This window comes from Clostridium sp. AF15-41 (genome assembly GCF_003604095.1).
Lineage (GTDB): Bacteria > Bacillota > Clostridia > Lachnospirales > Lachnospiraceae > Coprococcus.
In genome coordinates this window covers 25,085-42,514 of sequence record NZ_QTMQ01000019.1, presented here as the reverse complement: position 1 = coordinate 42,514, position 17,430 = coordinate 25,085, and the positions used below count along the sequence as shown (strand labels likewise).

Genomic DNA, 17,430 nt, shown 5'->3' with positions numbered 1-17,430 from the left:
TTTTTATATTCAGTTGTAACACATGTATTGTAATCCTACAGGCGGACTGCGACTTCCCCCAATTTCAGGCTTGTAAGAATAATTCGTTTTATGTATAATAAAACGTACGGTGTTTTTTCCACACCGCCTTGATTTTTCAAGGAAAAATGAGGTTTTATGATGTTCGGGCAGACAGATATATCTGACCAGACCAAAAACGTCAATATAATAATAGGAAAAGAGGATAAACATGTTAGAAAACAACCATGAAAAAAAGCCAAAGAAATACGCCGGTATTCTGGCACATCCGACTTCATTTCCAAGTCCTTACGGAATCGGTGATCTCGGAAAAGGTGCATACCGGTTTATAGACTTTCTGGCAAATTCGGGCTTGAATCTGTGGCAGGTGCTTCCACTTGGACATACCGGATTTGGTGATTCACCATATCAGCCATTCTCCGCATTTGCCGGTCAGCCGTTAATTATTGACCTTGATGCATTAAAAGAATACAAGCTTCTGTCAGAAGATGATTTTACCGATATGCCGGAATGGGATCCCATCCACATCGACTACGGAACCTTGATCACTTTTAAGACAAAGCTGTTAAAGCTCGCTTACGAACGTTTTACTGATCCTGACTATGAGGACGGATTGTCAACAGACGAGGAACAGATGGCAGCATTTGCTTCTTTCAAAAAGGATTCCTCCTGGCTCGCTGACTACTCCCTGTTTATGGCAGGTAAGGATTTCCATGAAGGAATGCCTTGGTATATGTGGGAAGATTCCCTGAAAGCACCTACCAAAAGACAGCGTACCACATGGGAAAAGAAGCTTGCAAATGAGATCGGTTACTATGATTTCATCCAGTTCTTATTCCATACACAGTGGATGGCGATCAAGGAATACGCAAATGAAAAGAACATCAGCATCATAGGTGATGCTCCGATCTTCCTTGCATGGGACAGTGCCGATGTATGGAGCCATCAGGAGCTTTTCATGCTGGACTCAAAGGGATACCCAACTGAAGTTGCCGGTGTACCACCTGATTATTTCTCAGAGACCGGACAGTTGTGGGGCAACCCACTGTATAACTGGCCAAAGCATACCGCTACCGGTTATGAATGGTGGATCGAGCGAATCAAATACCAGCTCACTCTGACAGATTTCTTAAGAATTGACCATTTCAGAGGATTTGACCGGTACTGGGCTGTACCTTATGGCGAAGAAACCGCCATCAACGGAGAATGGAAACCCGCTCCCGGTATCAACTTCTTCACACAGTTACAGGCAAATCTTGGCTATGACCTTCCGATCATCGCTGAGGATCTGGGTGAGATCGACGATTCTGTTATCGAATTGCGTGACAAATTCAATCTGCCTGGCATGAAGATCTTACAGTTTGCATTTGAGAATCCGGAAGAAAATGATTTCCTTCCGCATAATTATACAAGAAACTGTGTATGCTACACAGGAACACATGACAATGACACAACATTTGGCTGGTATCAGAAAGCATACGAAGCATCCAAGGACAAGCTTCGCCGCTATTTCAGCACAGATGCCAGTGATATCTGCTGGGTTATGATCCGTGCATGTTTCTCGTCTGTCGCAAATATGGCTGTTGTTCCTATGCAGGATGTTCTGAAATTAGATTCATGGGCTCGTCTGAATACTCCGGGTGTAGGGGAAGGCAACTGGGCTTGGCGCTTTGAGGATAAAGACATGGATACTAAATTAGAAGAACGTCTATTTGAGACAGCAAAACTCTACGGCAGATAGAACAGGAGGATATATTTGAGAACCATTATTACTGTACTGTTTGCAGTACTTGGAATCATATTTTGTTTTCCATATCATCTGTATCTGAAGCAGCTTGCAAAAAAGGATCAGGACAAAGCTTATATCAAGGCTCAGAAGCTGGTAAAAGGATTTTTCGGAGTAGTTATGTTCTTAACCGGATGTAAACGAACAATTATTGGCAAGGAAAATATTCCTACCGACCAACCGGTCATGTTCGTTGGTAATCATCGAAGCTATTTTGATATTTTATCCTGTCACAATGCAATCGATATGCCGCTTGGCTTCATGTCCAAGGACAATATCAAGGATATACCTCTGCTTTACAAATACATGGATGATATCGGATGCACATATCTGGATCGTACCGATCTGAAAAAGGGTCTGGAAACGATTTTGCAGACTGCTGATATCATCAAATCCGGTCACTCCATGATGATCTTCCCGGAGGGAACAAGAAATAAGGGCGACGAACTGCTGCCATTTAAAGACGGTGCATTCAAGATCGCTCAGAAAGCCGGATGTCTGATCATTCCGGTTGCTATCTGCGGAACAGACAAATGTATGGAAGCAAATAAACACAATTTTCTTCACAGCAGCAAGGTTGTGATCGAATTCTTAGAGCCGGTTGATATCCGTGGATTGAAGCCGAAGGAACGTAAAGAGGTTCTGGATGCAATCCCCGGTAAGATTCAGGCAGCCCGGTTAAAAAATCTGCCTATGACAGAAAAATAATATAATTGCAAATTGTATATATATTTGATTACTTTGACTTGCCAATACAGGGACATTTGAGTCCGCCGGTCCTTAGATGGCGCAGAAGCGGCATCTTAGTACCGCTGCAGGAGTAACTGAGATCTTAGCGAGGTATTTTCGAGCTTAGTTCGAAGTTATGCAGCGCAGAAACGAGCGGAAGCGTTCCCTGATTGGTAAGGTCAAAAGTAATCATAATATATACAATTTGCAATCACAGACAAATAATGAAATATAAGGAGGAACTTATTATGCCTTGGTGGGGATGGATGTTAATCGTCATCGCAATATTAGTTGTAATCTTAGTAGTACTTTACATAGTAGGAAACCGCCTGCAGAAAAAGCAGAGCGCACAGAAAGAAGCTATGCTTCAGGCTGCACAGCCTGTCACGATGCTGGTCATCGATAAAAAGATGCTGCCTATGAAAGATGCAAATCTTCCGAAACAGGTATTGGAATCAACTCCAAAGCGTTACCAGAAAGCCAAGCTTCCTATCGTTAAAGCCAAGATTGGCCCACAGATCATCAATCTGATCTGCGACGATGGAATCTTTGATGTTATGCCTGTCCGTGGCGAAGTTAAAGCTATGGTCAGCGGTATCTACATCACAAGCGTTAAGAATGTTCGTGGTAAGAAAGCACCGGAGCCTGCAAAGAAATCATTCAGCCAGAAGCTTCGTGCAAAACAGAAGAAATACGAGCAGACTTATGAGCAGGAAACTGCCAGCATGAAACTCAGCAAAGAAGAAAAAGCCGCAAGAAAAGCAAAGGCAAAGGAAGAGAAAGAAAGGGCAAAGAAGATCCAGTAATCATGATAAATACTCGTGTCGACCTCAGAAAATTAGTTATTACCTGTCTGGTTCCGGTTACCGCATTACTGATACATAATATTGTCTATCTTGCAGGCACCCGGATCTGTGATCTTACAGGCAGTCAGACTGATTCTGTCGGCAGTATCACATCATGTATTTCATATATTCTTTGTATCTGTATTTTCGGATATTTTTATCTGTCCGATCATTCAAAAACAAAGCACGCAGGAAAGAAAAATCCTTTCCTGCGTGCTTTTGTTATCTTTATTTTACTGCTGATCCTTGGTATCAGTCTTCAGCTCTTAACAACCTGTATTCTTCGTCTGATCGACACTTATAGGCCGGAGCTTCTAATCTCATACCATGAACGGGTACAGCGGTCATTTTCCATCAACAATGGAATCATCCGTATCTGTACAGTCACACTTCTCGCACCGATCGCAGAAGAATTCGCCTTCCGGGGAGTGGCACTGAAGCTGTCTGTCTCTGCATTTCACACGAAGCATGCCGCCCTCTGTGCAATCCTGTTCACAGCATTCTGTTTCGGCTGCTATCATGGAAATGTCGTTCAGTTCTGCTACAGCGTTCCGGCCGGAATCATTCTGGGCTGTCTTGCCGTATGGTCAGGCTCCCTGGTCCCAGGCATGATCCTTCATATAATCTTAAACGCTTCTTCCTATGTGATCGGAAGTATAGCGATCTCCCCCTCTATACTGTGGGGAATCATCGGAATCACCTGTATCCTGACTGCAATTTGCATGACTGCTATATATAATGTGTATAAATAAGGCGGTCTGACTGGCAGTAGGGCTGTATATTGACATTGGCGAAGATTCCGTAATGAAATGCACATTGTCAGTAAATACGGGTGCCTGTTTGAGTCCGAAGGACGAGTTGGCACAGGAGTATTTACGAATAAGACATGTGCATTGAATAGGAATCGTAGCAAGTCAATATACAGCCCTACTGCCAGATAGACCGCCTTATTTATTCTACACTACAAAATATCGTGACAAATGATATACCAGAACCTTCTCATCCGGGTCTTCTTCATAACCGGACAATTTGATCATCTTCTTTAAAACGAACAGGTTGCAGTCACGGATTGCTTTCTGATATTCAAATGTCGGATAGTAGATCAGAAGTTCAATATCTCTTGGCTGTCTCCGTACCGATGCGATGATATTATCCAGTACCTTCTTGAAGGTTGCGCTGGAAAATGGATTGAAGAAATAGAAATAATTGTCTTCATCTCCGATCTCATATGCCTCCGCTTCCACATTCAGGAACTGCATCCGTTCCTCCTGATCAAGGAATTTGCTCTGATAGCTTGCGGCATTTGTCAGAAGTCTGTCATAGACCCTGGCATTGTTCTCGATTCCAACCGTCCGGCAGTAATGTCTGGAATTACAGTAAAAAAGCACTCTGCCAAGTCCACAGCCAAAATCCACAAGCGTATCTTCAGGCTCCATGCTGATCTCATCGAACATCGTCACCAAATCATTATAATATGTAACCTCATAATTATTATCTTCTTCGTTCACCGGAAGACATACATCCATATCTCCAAATGCTGTCTCCGCGATCGTTTCAATCCCCAAAAAGCTATCGAAGGATTTCTCACTACCCATATATATTTATACCCCTTCGTAGTCCGCAGTCACATTCAGACTGCAATCCGTAATATAATCATTGTTAAAATCAATACAGTAACGAATATCAATCCGAATCCCCTTCTCGGACTGCTCCATATGATATTCCTCCGTACAGATATTCATACAGATCGGTCCGACCGGAGTTACATAATGCACTGAGCTGTTCTTCTCACGGTCAAATAACATAACCGTGTTCACACTGCCACGTTTCGTCAGCTGAAGCGCATGCTCATCGAATCGCAGAAGATTCTTCACCGGTTCTTCCACATCTTCAATGAATTCGTCATATTTGATATAGCGGTTTCCGTTTTTCTCAGAGTATGTTCCCCGCGTCTCAAGCTCCAGAACCTCCGGCTCATCATCCGCTCCGGCAACACTCTGTACACCCGTTACTTTTATCTTTATATCTCTCGTCGTCATAAATTATCTTTCAAATGCCATCTCAATTAAGGTATTTACAAGGGTCTTGATATCATATCCCTCTGCATCCCACAGCATCGGATACATACTGATCGATGTAAATCCCGGCAATGTATTTACTTCATTAAATATTACACGATTGGTGTCTTTCTCAAGGAAGAAATCCACACGGGCAAGTCCAAAGCCGTCAATCGCATTAAAGATACGGATTGCTTCTGCACGGATCTCGTCCTCAGCTTCTTCCGGTATATCCGCACCGATGATCGTCTTGGAATCTGCATTGTTGTATTTTGCATCAAAATCATAGAAATCTGCATCTGCAGCGGCAAGGATCTCGCCAACACCGGATGCCTTTGTATGATTGCCATATCCGAGTACGCCACATTCCAACTCTCTGCCAACGATCGTCTCCTCGACAAGGATCTTAGAATCATGGTTGAGTGCCTCATGCAGACCAGCCTCTAACTCGGCTCTGTCATGTGCCTTTGTAACACCCTTTGATGAACCTGCGGATGATGGCTTTACAAATACCGGATAATTCAACTCGCTCTCTACCCGATCCATCGCAACATCCAGATCATCAAAATCATCTTCTACTACAGGAACGAATTTTGCCTGTGTTACATTGATATGATCAGCAATGATCTTTGTATGGAATTTGTCCATTGCAGCAGCCGATGCAAATACACCACAGCCCACATATGGAATGTCCGCCATCTCAAACAATCCCTGAATCGTACCGTCTTCTCCATATAAACCATGCAAAACAGGGAAAATAACATCTACAGGCTCCGCATAGATTCTGTCGCCATCTTTTATGATAATCTCTTTTGCAGAATCCGGTGAAATCACTGCACGAACCTGACTGTCGTACCAGCTTCCGTCAGCAATACTCTCAATGCTGTCAGCCTTCAGCCATTTTCCATCCTTTGTGATTCCGATCAGTGTCATATCATATTTGTCCGTATCCACCGCTTTGGCAACTGTCTGAACTGAAATGCATGAAACTTCATGTTCCGATGATCTTCCTCCAAAAATAACTACCAGTTTTTTCTTAGCCATATTCCCTTGAGCTCCTTTGAAATATATAATCAAAATATCTCATATCATACCACAACCACCTATATAATTCAAGGATTCCGGGGATTTAGGAGTAGGTTTAGGAGTAGGTGGAAAAGTCAGTCATAATCTTTTCAACGTCACACACAAAGTCTCATAATACCCAGCCGGATAAGCAACGCCATTCAATGTTGCTGCCGGGAGGCTCAAGTATTCAAAGGCTGACCAGGCAGTAACCGGGATGCCGTATTCTTCTGCACTTTCCTCTGCACAGGCATCGATATATTCTTTGCTCAGTATCAGATTCTTTCGCACAATGCTTTTCTCCTGATCGTTATAGTCTGCGCCAAGTTTCTCGGCTATGCCATAAAGTACCGCCTGCTCAACATATGAAGTAAATTCATCCAATTGCTTATCCGATAAATTCTCATTTCCCTCATATCTTATCCGAATCCGGATAACATCTGATGTTTTATTCTGAGCATTCATTTTGCTCTCCACAAGCTCCGCTTTTGAATTTCCTGCTATGTCATCATACATTGCTTCCAGTTCCTGTAACTGCTTCTGTGTTTCATACGCATTTAATGTTGTGCCATCCAGAATCCGAAATGCAGTCTGGATATCATTTGACAGTTCTGTATCCTGACCATCCGAAGGCTCAAGACCATTTACCACCTGCTGGCTCGATCCATCATTCTTACCGTCTGTCTGTGAAGTTTTGTCACTGGTTATTCCGGCATAATTTTCCTCTGTACTGTCATAGGCTATATCTTCATTTTCTTCCGCATATTCGATCAGGTTCATCACCTGCTCTACGCTGTTTTTCGCGCTGTATAATCTTTTCAGTGCTCCCATTTCCACATATAATGTTCCACAAAATAAACCGATCAGGATTCCGGCAACTGCCGCCCTTACTGCTCTACCCATTTCCATAACCTCCATTTTTCTTTATTTACACTAACGAAATATCTATATCTGATATATTTAAATTCCTTTATTATTGAAACAAATTCTGTTTCACACTCTTTATCAATAACTAATACTTTAAACGAATGTCTACTCCCCCAGTGTCGCCAGACACTCTCCTTTGTAATGCGTTGCGATATATTTCCGGATGCTGCCGGACGCTTCACCCTGACAAAGCGAATCGGTGCAGATCACTTCTACATAATTCGTCACAAATTCTTTTATCAGCTCCGGATACATCTGTCGCAGGGTTTCTTCGGAATCCACCACGATATATTCAACATGGCTCAGATCAAGGCTCCGGTCATGCGCCTGATCATATTCAGCCCGTGCCTGCTGCAGGCTCTCCGCAACAACCGGATACTCCCGCTCCTCCGATTCGGCTGCTGACTCCGCTCCCTCCAGACTGTCTGTAACAAATGTGTACTCGTAGCCCCCTTCCGTCTCAGAGATCATAACCACCCGGAGATAGTCTACCGCTTCAATGGATCTGTCCATGCATCCGGACAACATACAGGCGATCAGAACTCCACCGATCACTTCTGCAGCCATCTTTGCAAGCTTCCCCGGATTTGTCCGTTTTCTCCCTGCAAATGCCGGTACAAGAACAGACAAAGGAATATCCACAGCAGCAATGTAGCTCATGAATGCCCGGCCGGCATCCCGTTCTCCAAGGAACCGGTCCATCCACAAAAACAACAGAAACAAAACAACCACACAGCCGCCTCTTATCCACAGGCTTCTTTTCTCTTCCATATCTTCTTCTGCCGAATATTTGTTTTTCTTCTGTGTCTTATCCTCAAATGTATCGTTTTTTTCTTCCATCACTTTTTTATCCATTGCATTATCAGAATCACATCCATGTAACTCTGTACTCTTATCATTCCCGACTGCTCTCATCCCGCCGCTCTTTCTCCATACACAGATGATCTTCCAGATCTCATCCACAAACTGACAAATGAATACAATGTGGATAGCCAGAAGCAAGAGTCCGAAGATTATAAGCAGATAACAGGCGAGTAAACCGAGCCTCGCATTTGCACCTCCGGGGAACATCATCGCACCCACAACATTTAGTATTCCCTTTGAGCCAGCTGTTCTGCCCTGCAAGCCAAGCAACGATATCACAAAACAGGAAGCAACAAGGGCTAACACAACCGGAGCAGATACCGTCCACACCAGCATCCCTCGTCTTCGTTTCTCTACTCTCAGATAAAGATACATGACAAATTCCAGCATACATAACCCTACGATCATCAGATACCCTTTTAGCAAAACCTGACATATCGTGTTACATGCAGATGCCTGCATCTGGAATTCTACATATTCTTTTAATCCGGAAAAATCTGCATTCCAAAATCCACAAATGACAAACAGCACCAATGTGATCCCGATTCCGATCACACTTGCTTCCGCAAATCCGATATAACCACGCAGCCCCTTTCCTGCCATATAGAAAAGTGCCAGTAATACCGGAACAACCAGAATCGTTCCTGCATAATCCGGCAGCATCAGGATCCGGCTCCCCTGTACAAAGAAATAAAGCAAAAAAAGAACCCGAATTACATATCTGATCACATAAATAGACGCAATAGCCACTTTTTTCTTATTATTCCATACTTTTGCACCCGTTATCTCTGTCTTTTCTTTAGCCGGATCTGACATTTTCACTACACCTGAAAGCGCAAGATGTAGTAGCACCACATAAACTAAAGCAAGCATTAGCATCAAAAAAAGTGATAAAATTCCGTTATTTTTTGAAAAATTCGTCATAATCTGTACTATATTCCAGAAAGCAATCGGAAAAATCAGGCAAGTTCCCGTTATAAAAAGCTGTCGAAATGTCACATTTCTATAATCCATATATCAATTCACATCCATTCATCATTACTTTTTGCGAAGCCGCCTGCGTTCTCTGTGGTTCGCCCATGCCGGCCGAAAGACAAATTTTTTGATTGGTTTACGAAGGATAAAATCTTCCATTCCATCCTCTGCATAGCCACAGGTTACAACCGGTGCCATGTATGGAACACCAAAGCTGTTTAGACCGGCAAGATGATAGATCAATAAAAGCATCACCAGAAGGAAGCCATACAGTCCAAAAAATGCTGCCGCCAGTATGGTAAGAAATTTCAAAAGGCGGAACACTGACGCAAAGGCTTCATTTGGAATTGCAAAAGATGCGATTGCCGTCAACGCAACTACGATCACCACGATCGTACTGACAATCCCTGCTTCCACTGCAGCCTGTCCAACGATCAAACCACCAACAACACCGATCGTATTTCCCAGCTGACTCGGCAGACGGATCCCTGCCTCCCGCAACAATTCAAACAACAACTCCATGATCAAAACCTCTAACACGATTGGAAAAGACAACTGATTTCTTGCAACTGCAATCGCATAGAGAAGTTTATCCGGTATCACCTCCCGGTGATAACAGGTAACAGCTATATAGAAGCCCGGCAGCCCCACCGCGATAAATGCCGCTATATAACGAATGATTCTGGCAAAAGTTGCAACCGGCCAACGGTTATAATAATCATCGGCAGTCTGGAATAATGTATTGATCGTCGCCGGCGCGATCAGAACCTCCGGCGAATTGTCAAATACAACTACTACCCTGCCATCTGCCAGTGCTGCTGCCGCTTTATCCGGTCTGGTGGTTGACTGGAATACCGGAAACGGCCGGTACCATTTCTTCTCCATCAGATGTTCTGCCATACCGCTGTCAAATATGGCATCTATCTCATATTCATTCATCCGTTCTTTCACCTGTTCAACCAGCTTCTTCTCTGCAATATCCTCAATATACATGATTCCATACTCGGTTCTGGAACGAACACCGATCGTATTCTGGATCAATTTTAATCTTGTATCTTTGATTCTTCGCCGGATAAGCGCTGTCGATGTACGGATGCTTTCATTAAAACTATCCCGCGGACCACGCATTCCACCCTCGGTAGAACTTTCTTCCACCCCACGTACCGGCAGCTTCTTTGAAGACACAACAAACGCCCGATCTGCATCCGATACAAATACCGCCGTGTCTCCTTTTAATATCGAAAACATCACTTTTTTGAAGTCATTTTCTGCCTTTATATCCGCCGATTGTGTCTCAAATGAATCCATTGCCTCCCATAAGGAACTGCCATGCTCATGCCGCCACTCCCAGGTCACAGGCTTAATGATCGTATCCTCGATCAGGCCATTGTCACATAACCCATCAATGTACACTACATAGATTGCTCCTACCGAAGAGGATGTCTCATCTGCCGATCCGACGGAATCCTCCGCATACACATCCATTCCGGTACGTCTTACTGTAAACCGACGTTCCACGATGTCTCCCCAATCAGCAAACAGTGCCTTTACCCGGCTGATATTTACATCTATGTCTTTTTCGATCCGGCTGTCTGCACTATAAATTCCGCCTTCCATATCTCTCTCTTTCCCCAAACGTTCCACCTCCCGCTGCTCCTATGTACATTTATTTTTTTTACAACTCTGACCGACTTTTCCCCAACCTTATCCCTTCATAATCTAACTTTTACTTGTATTATCTTCTTACTATTTCCAGTATTGCCAGTAACCCTCTGAACTATACATATGACGCAACATTGGATCATGCGAAAATGATCATTACGATTGGATATACTTGCATAAGTCCCAAAAAACTCCTATAGTAATTATATAAAATTATGGAATTGCTCACACATGACGAAACCCGGCAACATTCAATAGCTTCCGTTTCATCAGCGCCATATAGAATTTTAACCGGAAATATAGAAATACCACGACTTCACAAACCACCCAGAAAGGAAACGAAAAAAATGATAAAATCAGATAATATATCCGACAACAAAAAACATACAACAGATCCAATTTATAAATCAGACAACAGAAATGCTACGGCACCCTCAGACGCCAGATTAGAAAACAGGAAACTACGCCTTGCCATCCTCGGCGCAGGCGGTATCGCCCGCAAGATGGCGGAAACCGTCAACCAGATGGAAGAAGTGGAACTCTATGCTGTAGCAAGCAGAACGGAAGAAAAAGCCAGACAGTTTGCAGATACTTACCATGCATCCAAATGGTATGGCTCTTATGAAGAAATGGTTGCCGATGACGGGATCGATCTTGTCTACGTTGCAACTCCGCATTCCCACCATAAAGAGCATACGACGCTGTGTCTGAATCACAACCGGGCTGTTCTGTGCGAAAAAGCATTTGCCGTAAATACAAAAGAAGCCGAAGATATGATCCGGCTTGCAAAAGAAAAGAATATATTACTGGCAGAAGCGATGTGGGTTCGCTATATGCCAATGTCATTTACCTTAAAAGAGATTATAGATTCCGGCGTTATCGGAAAAATAACAGGCCTGACCGCAAATCTTGGTTATTCCCTGATGCAGGTAGAACGCCTGATTCGCCCGGAGCTTGCCGGTGGCGCACTCTTAGATCTTGCACCATATACCTTAAACTTTGCGACCTGGGTGCTTGGCGACAACGTATCTGCGATCCACACAACGATGACTCCACACGAATCAGGCGTAGACAAAACAGAATTTATCAACCTGACATACCCGAATGGTGCGATCGCCGGCTTGTTCACAACTATGGAATCAGCAACCGACCGCCGCGGCGTGATCTACGGAACAAAAGGCTACATCGAGGTTGACAACATCAATAATTACGAAGCATTTCGTATATATGAAAATGACCGCCGACTGGTTCAGACGATCAACTGTCCTGCCCAGATCAGCGGCTATGAATACGAAGTGCTCGCCTGTAAGCGAGCACTTGAAAAAGGTCTGATTGAATGTCCTGAAATGCCGCATGAACATACTTTATATATCATGCGGCTATTTGACGAGATACGAAAGAGCTGGTAGCTAATTTCTATTAGCTATCCTGTTTCTGTTTGATATTCTGTATCACGATCTGCTCCTGATCGTAAATATGCTGATGCATAACTGCTTTTGCCTTCTCTACATCTCCGAGCAATATCGCCTCCGTGATCTCATCATGCTCACGGAGCAGTTTGCCATGATATCCGGTATCCCGCACATATTCCACACGATACCGATATACCTGCTCTCCAAAGTTCTTGGTAAGACTCACAAGTCTTGGATTGTTGCTTAATTCACAGATTGTCTCATGAAAAGCAACATCTGTATCTACGATATCCGGCACACGACCGGAACGGACTGCCTCACGGAAATTCTCACAGGCTTCTCTTAATCTGAGCCTGCCTTCTTCATCAATTCGTTTGCAGGCAAGTTCGACTGCCAGTTCTTCCAGACTCAGGCGGATCTCCAGCGCATCCCGGAGATCCTTCTCCGTGATACGGGCAACCTCTGCACCTTTCCTTGGAACCATCACGACTAAGCCCTCTAATTCCAGCATCCGGATCGCTTCACGCACCGGAGTCCGGCTGACACCCAGACGTTTTGCGAGTGCCACTTCTAATAACCGTTCGCCCGGTTCAAATTCTCCATGTACGATGGCATCCCGCAACGCTTCAAATACAACCTCCCGAAGCGGAAGATACTCATCCATATTTAACTTCAACTCCATAAGTTACCCCATTTCTCTCTATTTCTTCTGCAGAACAACTCCCTCTGTCCTGCCTGATCTTACACATTATATGGCTGTGTGACAAATACCTGCTTTGCCAGCTTTCGGCTGCGGATCGCATCTGCCGCTTTCTCCGCTTTTTCCTTCTCTGTAAATATACCAAATACAGTCGGACCGCTTCCACTCATAAGTGAATTCATTGCACCACATTCTTTCATGCAAGCTTTGATCTCTGCAATAACCGGATACCGTACCTCAGTTACTGTCTCTAGCACATTCTCCATACGTTCCGTGATGCCCTGTAAACTCTGTTCTTCCAGTGCCATCACCATGCCGTCTATATCCGGATGTTTTTCTAATTCATTTGCATGCAGGTTCTCATATACCATCTTCGTCGATACCGCGATCGGCGGTTTTGCAAGTAGGATATAGCAGTCCGGCATCGGTGCAAGTGCCGTCAGCTTCTCGCCGATTCCTTCTGATAATGCAGTTCCTTTCATGATACAGTATGGAACATCCGCACCAAGCTTCACTCCATATTCCATCAGCTTGTGTTTCGGAATCTGAAGATCAAAGATCTTATTCATTCCGATCAGCGCTGCTGCCGCATCAGCACTTCCGCCAGCCATTCCGGCTGCAACCGGAAGCTCTTTCTGAAGGAATACCCGGATTCCACGCGTGATCTGATATTCCTGTTTCAACATCCGACATGCTTTATATACCAGATTATCTTCATTTACCGGAAGCTCGTCCGCATTTGTGCTGAGAACGATCACATCCTCATCCACTGTCTCAAATGTCAATGTGTCATGTAATTTTACCGTCTGCATGATCATCTTTACTTCATGATAACCGTCCGGTCTTCTTCTGAGCACGTCCAGTCCCAGATTTACTTTACCATATGCCTGTAATTCTATCTTCATGTTTCTTATTTCTTCCTCACTGAATATCCGAATTTTCCCAGTTTCTTTCCAAGTTTGAAGTATTCTCCATGGGAATATGCTACCAGTCCAAGCTGGTTAAGCTCGAATTTGCCATTTTCATTCATGTATGCTTCATCCACCTGTACGCCGGTCACCTCCGCCAGGAACATATGATGACTTCCAAGCGGGATCACTTCTTTTACCTTACATTCGATATTGACCGGACTCTCTGCGATACCCGGTGTGGCAACTGTAAGTCCCGGACAGGTATGAAGTCCTGTTGCTTTGAATTTGTCAATATCGCGCCCACTCTTTACGCCACAATAATCGGTCGCAAATGTCAGCTTCTCAGTCACCAGATTGATCACAAATTCTCCACTGGCTTTTATAATATCATAGGAATAGCGTTCCGGTCTAACAGATATTGAAACCATCGCCGGAGAACTGCAGACCGTTCCTGCCCATGCGATCGTGATGATATTCGGCTGTCCGCCTTCCCGCTTACATGTTACCATAACTGCCGGTACCGGGTACAGCATATTTCCCGGTTTCCATAATTGTCTTCCCATCTATAACCTCCTGGTGTTCGACTTTTATTTTCTCAATTCTTATATTTTATACTATTTTCATGTCTTCTGTATACTATCTGGTTGAAAATTTCTGATTAATTCTTCTTTCCGGCTTCGGCTCATCTGCTTGATGTGCCACTCTCTGCTCATTGCTTCCTCCGGAGTCTCTGATTCCTCATAATAAACAAGGACAACAGGGCGCCGGCTTCTGGTATACTTGGCGCCCCCTCGTCCTTCATTATGTGCTTTCATCCGCTTTTCCAGATTATTCGTCCATCCGGTGTAATACGTTCCGTCCTTACATCGGACTATGTAAGTATAGTTGTGTTTTTCTTCTGTCGTACTCATTGTGTTCTTACCCACATGTTTTCTTTTTTATCCAAAGCCGATATTGACTTTCTATGTATCCGGGTATGCCGCCGGAACTTCTCCGGCAGCTTCCCTTGAACTCATTTCTGAATCCATTATAATAAAGCAGACAGATTCCGGTACTTCATCAGTAAGTCTCGCATCTTCATGCGCTCTCATATCCGGCTATGCTTCACATTCCGGCATCTTCCTCTCATTATTCCGTCTGCGCGTTTACTATAATTATACTCATAAACTGTCATTTTGCTACTAAAAAATGAAAGATACACCATTATTATGACGCAAAACCTGTCTGTAGGTTTTTGAATCAAAATGGAAAATACATTACATATTATTTCGCAAGTCGTTTGCACTCTATTTCAACGCAGCGGTACTAAGCTCCTCGCCTATGGCGACTCACTAAGAACCGGCGTTGAAAAAGGCTTGCTACATAATAGTAATGCTATTTCCCATTTTTGCTTTATATATCAATACATAAACAGGTTTTGCTTCATCTTAATAATGTATCTTTTATCTTTCATTTTTGTTCAAAAGCCCACCGGCAGGCCGACTATTTACGCACGCTTCTTTGCTGCTTTTTCTTCTGCGAGTACTTTCTGGAATTCCTGCATATCGGTTGCAATCTCTTTGCTTAACAGAAGCAGACAGATCAGGTTTGGAATCGCCATCAGTGCATTTGCGATATCCGAGAAGTTCCATGCCAGATCCAGCGAAGTCGTCGCACCGATGTATACTACAAGGGAGAATATGATACGATAGATCATGTTGTATTTGTGGGAATGGAACAGGTATTCAAAGGCTTTCTCTCCATGATACTCCCAGCCAAGGATTGTCGAGAATGCAAATAATGCAATACCTATCGTTACCAGCCATGCTCCCGCCTTACCCAGAACTGTCTCAAATGCTTTGATCGTCAGCGCCGATCCTGTATAGGCTTCTTCATAATAATATGTACCATCTTCATCAAAAATATAAGCATTGCAGCCAGAGGTCCATGCACCTGTGATCGCGCCATTCTCATAAACTGCTTCCAGACTATCCGGCTGATGCTGAAGCTTTGCAAATGCTTCACTATCGGAAGCGTCTGCATATGGTGTCAGAACGATGTCCTCTGCTCCACCGGACAAAGTCAATGTTCCATCTTTGTATGTAACGGTATATTCTGTCGTCACCATCTTACCCTTTTCTTCATGTGTCAGAGCCAGTGTATCTTCGGCCTCAGAGGTGATCGCATATGAACCTTCCGTCGTTGTTGATGTCTTGCCGATCACACCGGAGCTTGCGATTACCAGACCAGTGATCGTACATACAACGATCGTATCCCAGAATGTTCCTGTCATGTTGATATATCCCTGACGAACCGGGTTATCTGTTGTAGCTGCTGCTGCGGTGATCGCTGCCGATCCCATACCTGCTTCATTTGAGAAACAACCACGGGCAACACCGAACCGCATTGCATTTGTCATAGATGCAACTACGGTACCAAGCACACCGCCGGATACGGATTTCATGGAAAATGCCATTGTGAAGATCTCATGCAGACCTTCCGGCACATTCGATATATTTCCGATAATTACTATAAGTCCTGCAAGTACATAGAAGATTGCCATAAACGGAACAACGATCGCGGAAATCTTTGATATGGATTTGATACCGCCGATAATGATCATTAAGGCAAGGATCGTAAGGATTACACCGATAATGATCGGATTGATGTGAAAGGTCTCATTCATGGAGGATGCGATCGAGTTCGCCTGTGTCATATTTCCGATACCAAAGGATGCAACAACCGCAAAGAATGCAAACAGCCAACCGAGCACACTTCCGAATCTTTTGTGTTTCAATGCTTTCTTCATCGTATACATCGGTCCACCTGAGATCTCTCCTTTGGCATTTACCTCACGGTATTTGATTGCCAGCATACATTCTGAGAATTTCGATGTGATTCCGAACAACGCCGAGATCCACATCCAGACCAGAGCACCCGGACCACCGGATACCATTGCTGTCGCCACACCTACGATATTTCCGGTTCCGATCGTTGCGGCAAGCGCTGTCGTCAGTGCCGAGAATGGGGATACATCACCGGTTCCTCTGTTCTTTGTTCTTGCTTCTTTACTAAGTGTGCTCTTGATCGCATATCCGAGATTCCTCCACGGCAGGAATCGCGTCCGTATCGTCAGAAAGATACCGGTTCCTACGAGAAGCACCAGCATCACCGGTCCCCACACAAACGAATCAACTGCACTTACAATCTGATTGAGTTTTTCCATACCCATCGCCTCCATATTCATTCATAGTCAATTACACAATATCTACTGTTTGATGTTATATTTGAATGTTTTTGACATTACCAACCAGGGAACGCTTCCGCTCGTTTCTACTCCTTGTTGTGTAATTGGCAACTTCATTAACGAGAAAAAGGTGCAGGGAAGTTGCTATCTCTAGTACTTCCTTGCACCTTTTAATATGTTATCTATAATACAGACGCTTTCCGAAAAAAGCAAGTATAAATTTGCTTTTTTCGGCATCAGTCAACGCCCTGTA

17 protein-coding genes are annotated in these 17,430 nt (G+C 44.0%); 5 read left to right on the top strand and 12 right to left on the bottom strand.

All coding sequences use genetic code 11. From position 1 onward, the window contains the following. Positions 1–229: 229 nt before the first annotated feature. The 4 genes from malQ to DWW43_RS11395 all read left to right on the top strand — a co-directional run bounded on the left by malQ (position 230) and on the right by DWW43_RS11395 (position 4,130). The gene (gene malQ, locus DWW43_RS11410; protein WP_008402406.1) at positions 230–1,759 is read left to right on the top strand and encodes a 4-alpha-glucanotransferase; all 1,530 of its coding nucleotides are present in this window, start codon (positions 230–232) and stop codon (positions 1,757–1,759) included. A gap of 15 nt (positions 1,760–1,774) precedes the next feature. Continuing rightward, positions 1,775–2,512 (top strand): lysophospholipid acyltransferase family protein, encoded by a 738-nt coding sequence (locus DWW43_RS11405; RefSeq protein WP_008402405.1) that lies wholly within the window; start codon positions 1,775–1,777, stop codon positions 2,510–2,512. A gap of 269 nt (positions 2,513–2,781) precedes the next feature. Then, positions 2,782–3,339 (top strand): hypothetical protein, encoded by a 558-nt coding sequence (locus DWW43_RS11400; protein ID WP_021944205.1) that lies wholly within the window; start codon positions 2,782–2,784, stop codon positions 3,337–3,339. Positions 3,340–3,341: 2 nt separating this feature from the next. After that, the gene (locus DWW43_RS11395) at positions 3,342–4,130 is read left to right on the top strand and encodes a CPBP family intramembrane glutamic endopeptidase (RefSeq protein WP_008402403.1); all 789 of its coding nucleotides are present in this window, start codon (positions 3,342–3,344) and stop codon (positions 4,128–4,130) included. 204 nt (positions 4,131–4,334) lie between these two features. On the opposite strand, the gene DWW43_RS11390 is transcribed toward DWW43_RS11395, so the two are convergent. The 6 genes from DWW43_RS11390 to DWW43_RS11365 form a co-directional block, all read right to left on the bottom strand. Next, entirely contained in the window at positions 4,335–4,973 is a 639-nt protein-coding gene (locus DWW43_RS11390; protein WP_119963639.1) for an SAM-dependent methyltransferase, read from the bottom strand. Positions 4,974–4,979: 6 nt separating this feature from the next. Further along, positions 4,980–5,417 carry a DUF1934 domain-containing protein gene (locus DWW43_RS11385; protein ID WP_008402400.1) on the bottom strand — a complete coding sequence of 146 codons (438 nt, stop codon included), beginning with the start codon at positions 5,415–5,417 and terminating at the stop codon, positions 4,980–4,982. Positions 5,418–5,420: 3 nt separating this feature from the next. Then, complete coding sequence (locus DWW43_RS11380; RefSeq protein WP_119963638.1) at positions 5,421–6,479, bottom strand: D-alanine--D-alanine ligase family protein; 1,059 nt, start codon at positions 6,477–6,479, stop codon at positions 5,421–5,423. A gap of 120 nt (positions 6,480–6,599) precedes the next feature. Further along, positions 6,600–7,403: a hypothetical protein gene (locus DWW43_RS11375; RefSeq protein ID WP_119963637.1), complete on the bottom strand. Its 804-nt coding sequence runs from the start codon at positions 7,401–7,403 to the stop codon at positions 6,600–6,602. A gap of 129 nt (positions 7,404–7,532) precedes the next feature. Further along, positions 7,533–9,107 (bottom strand): hypothetical protein, encoded by a 1,575-nt coding sequence (locus DWW43_RS11370; protein ID WP_119963636.1) that lies wholly within the window; start codon positions 9,105–9,107, stop codon positions 7,533–7,535. 222 nt (positions 9,108–9,329) lie between these two features. Then, positions 9,330–10,910: a spore germination protein gene (locus DWW43_RS11365; RefSeq protein ID WP_119963635.1), complete on the bottom strand. Its 1,581-nt coding sequence runs from the start codon at positions 10,908–10,910 to the stop codon at positions 9,330–9,332. Between the two features lie 365 nt (positions 10,911–11,275). Here DWW43_RS11365 and DWW43_RS11360 point away from each other — a divergent pair, with 365 nt between their 5' ends. Beyond that, entirely contained in the window at positions 11,276–12,337 is a 1,062-nt protein-coding gene (locus DWW43_RS11360; RefSeq protein ID WP_119963634.1) for a Gfo/Idh/MocA family oxidoreductase, read from the top strand. A 10-nt stretch (positions 12,338–12,347) separates the two neighbouring features. Here the strand turns inward: DWW43_RS11360 and DWW43_RS11355 are convergent, their stop codons facing one another. The 6 genes from DWW43_RS11355 to DWW43_RS11335 form a co-directional block, all read right to left on the bottom strand. Then, positions 12,348–13,022 (bottom strand): GntR family transcriptional regulator, encoded by a 675-nt coding sequence (locus DWW43_RS11355; protein WP_119963633.1) that lies wholly within the window; start codon positions 13,020–13,022, stop codon positions 12,348–12,350. Positions 13,023–13,081: 59 nt separating this feature from the next. Beyond that, a complete protein-coding gene (gene ispE / locus DWW43_RS11350; RefSeq protein WP_021944190.1) occupies positions 13,082–13,945 on the bottom strand; it encodes a 4-(cytidine 5'-diphospho)-2-C-methyl-D-erythritol kinase in 864 nt (287 codons plus the stop codon). A gap of 5 nt (positions 13,946–13,950) precedes the next feature. Continuing rightward, positions 13,951–14,514 (bottom strand): flavin reductase family protein, encoded by a 564-nt coding sequence (locus tag DWW43_RS11345; protein WP_008402380.1) that lies wholly within the window; start codon positions 14,512–14,514, stop codon positions 13,951–13,953. A gap of 57 nt (positions 14,515–14,571) precedes the next feature. After that, positions 14,572–14,862, bottom strand: coding sequence for a GIY-YIG nuclease family protein (locus tag DWW43_RS11340; RefSeq protein ID WP_119963632.1), 291 nt, complete (start codon positions 14,860–14,862; stop codon positions 14,572–14,574). 51 nt (positions 14,863–14,913) lie between these two features. Then, positions 14,914–15,042, bottom strand: a complete 129-nt coding sequence (locus DWW43_RS12410) for a hypothetical protein (RefSeq protein ID WP_279221107.1) — start codon at positions 15,040–15,042, stop codon at positions 14,914–14,916. Positions 15,043–15,437: 395 nt separating this feature from the next. After that, entirely contained in the window at positions 15,438–17,156 is a 1,719-nt protein-coding gene (locus DWW43_RS11335; RefSeq protein WP_119963631.1) for a sodium:alanine symporter family protein, read from the bottom strand. Positions 17,157–17,430: the final 274 nt, after the last annotated feature.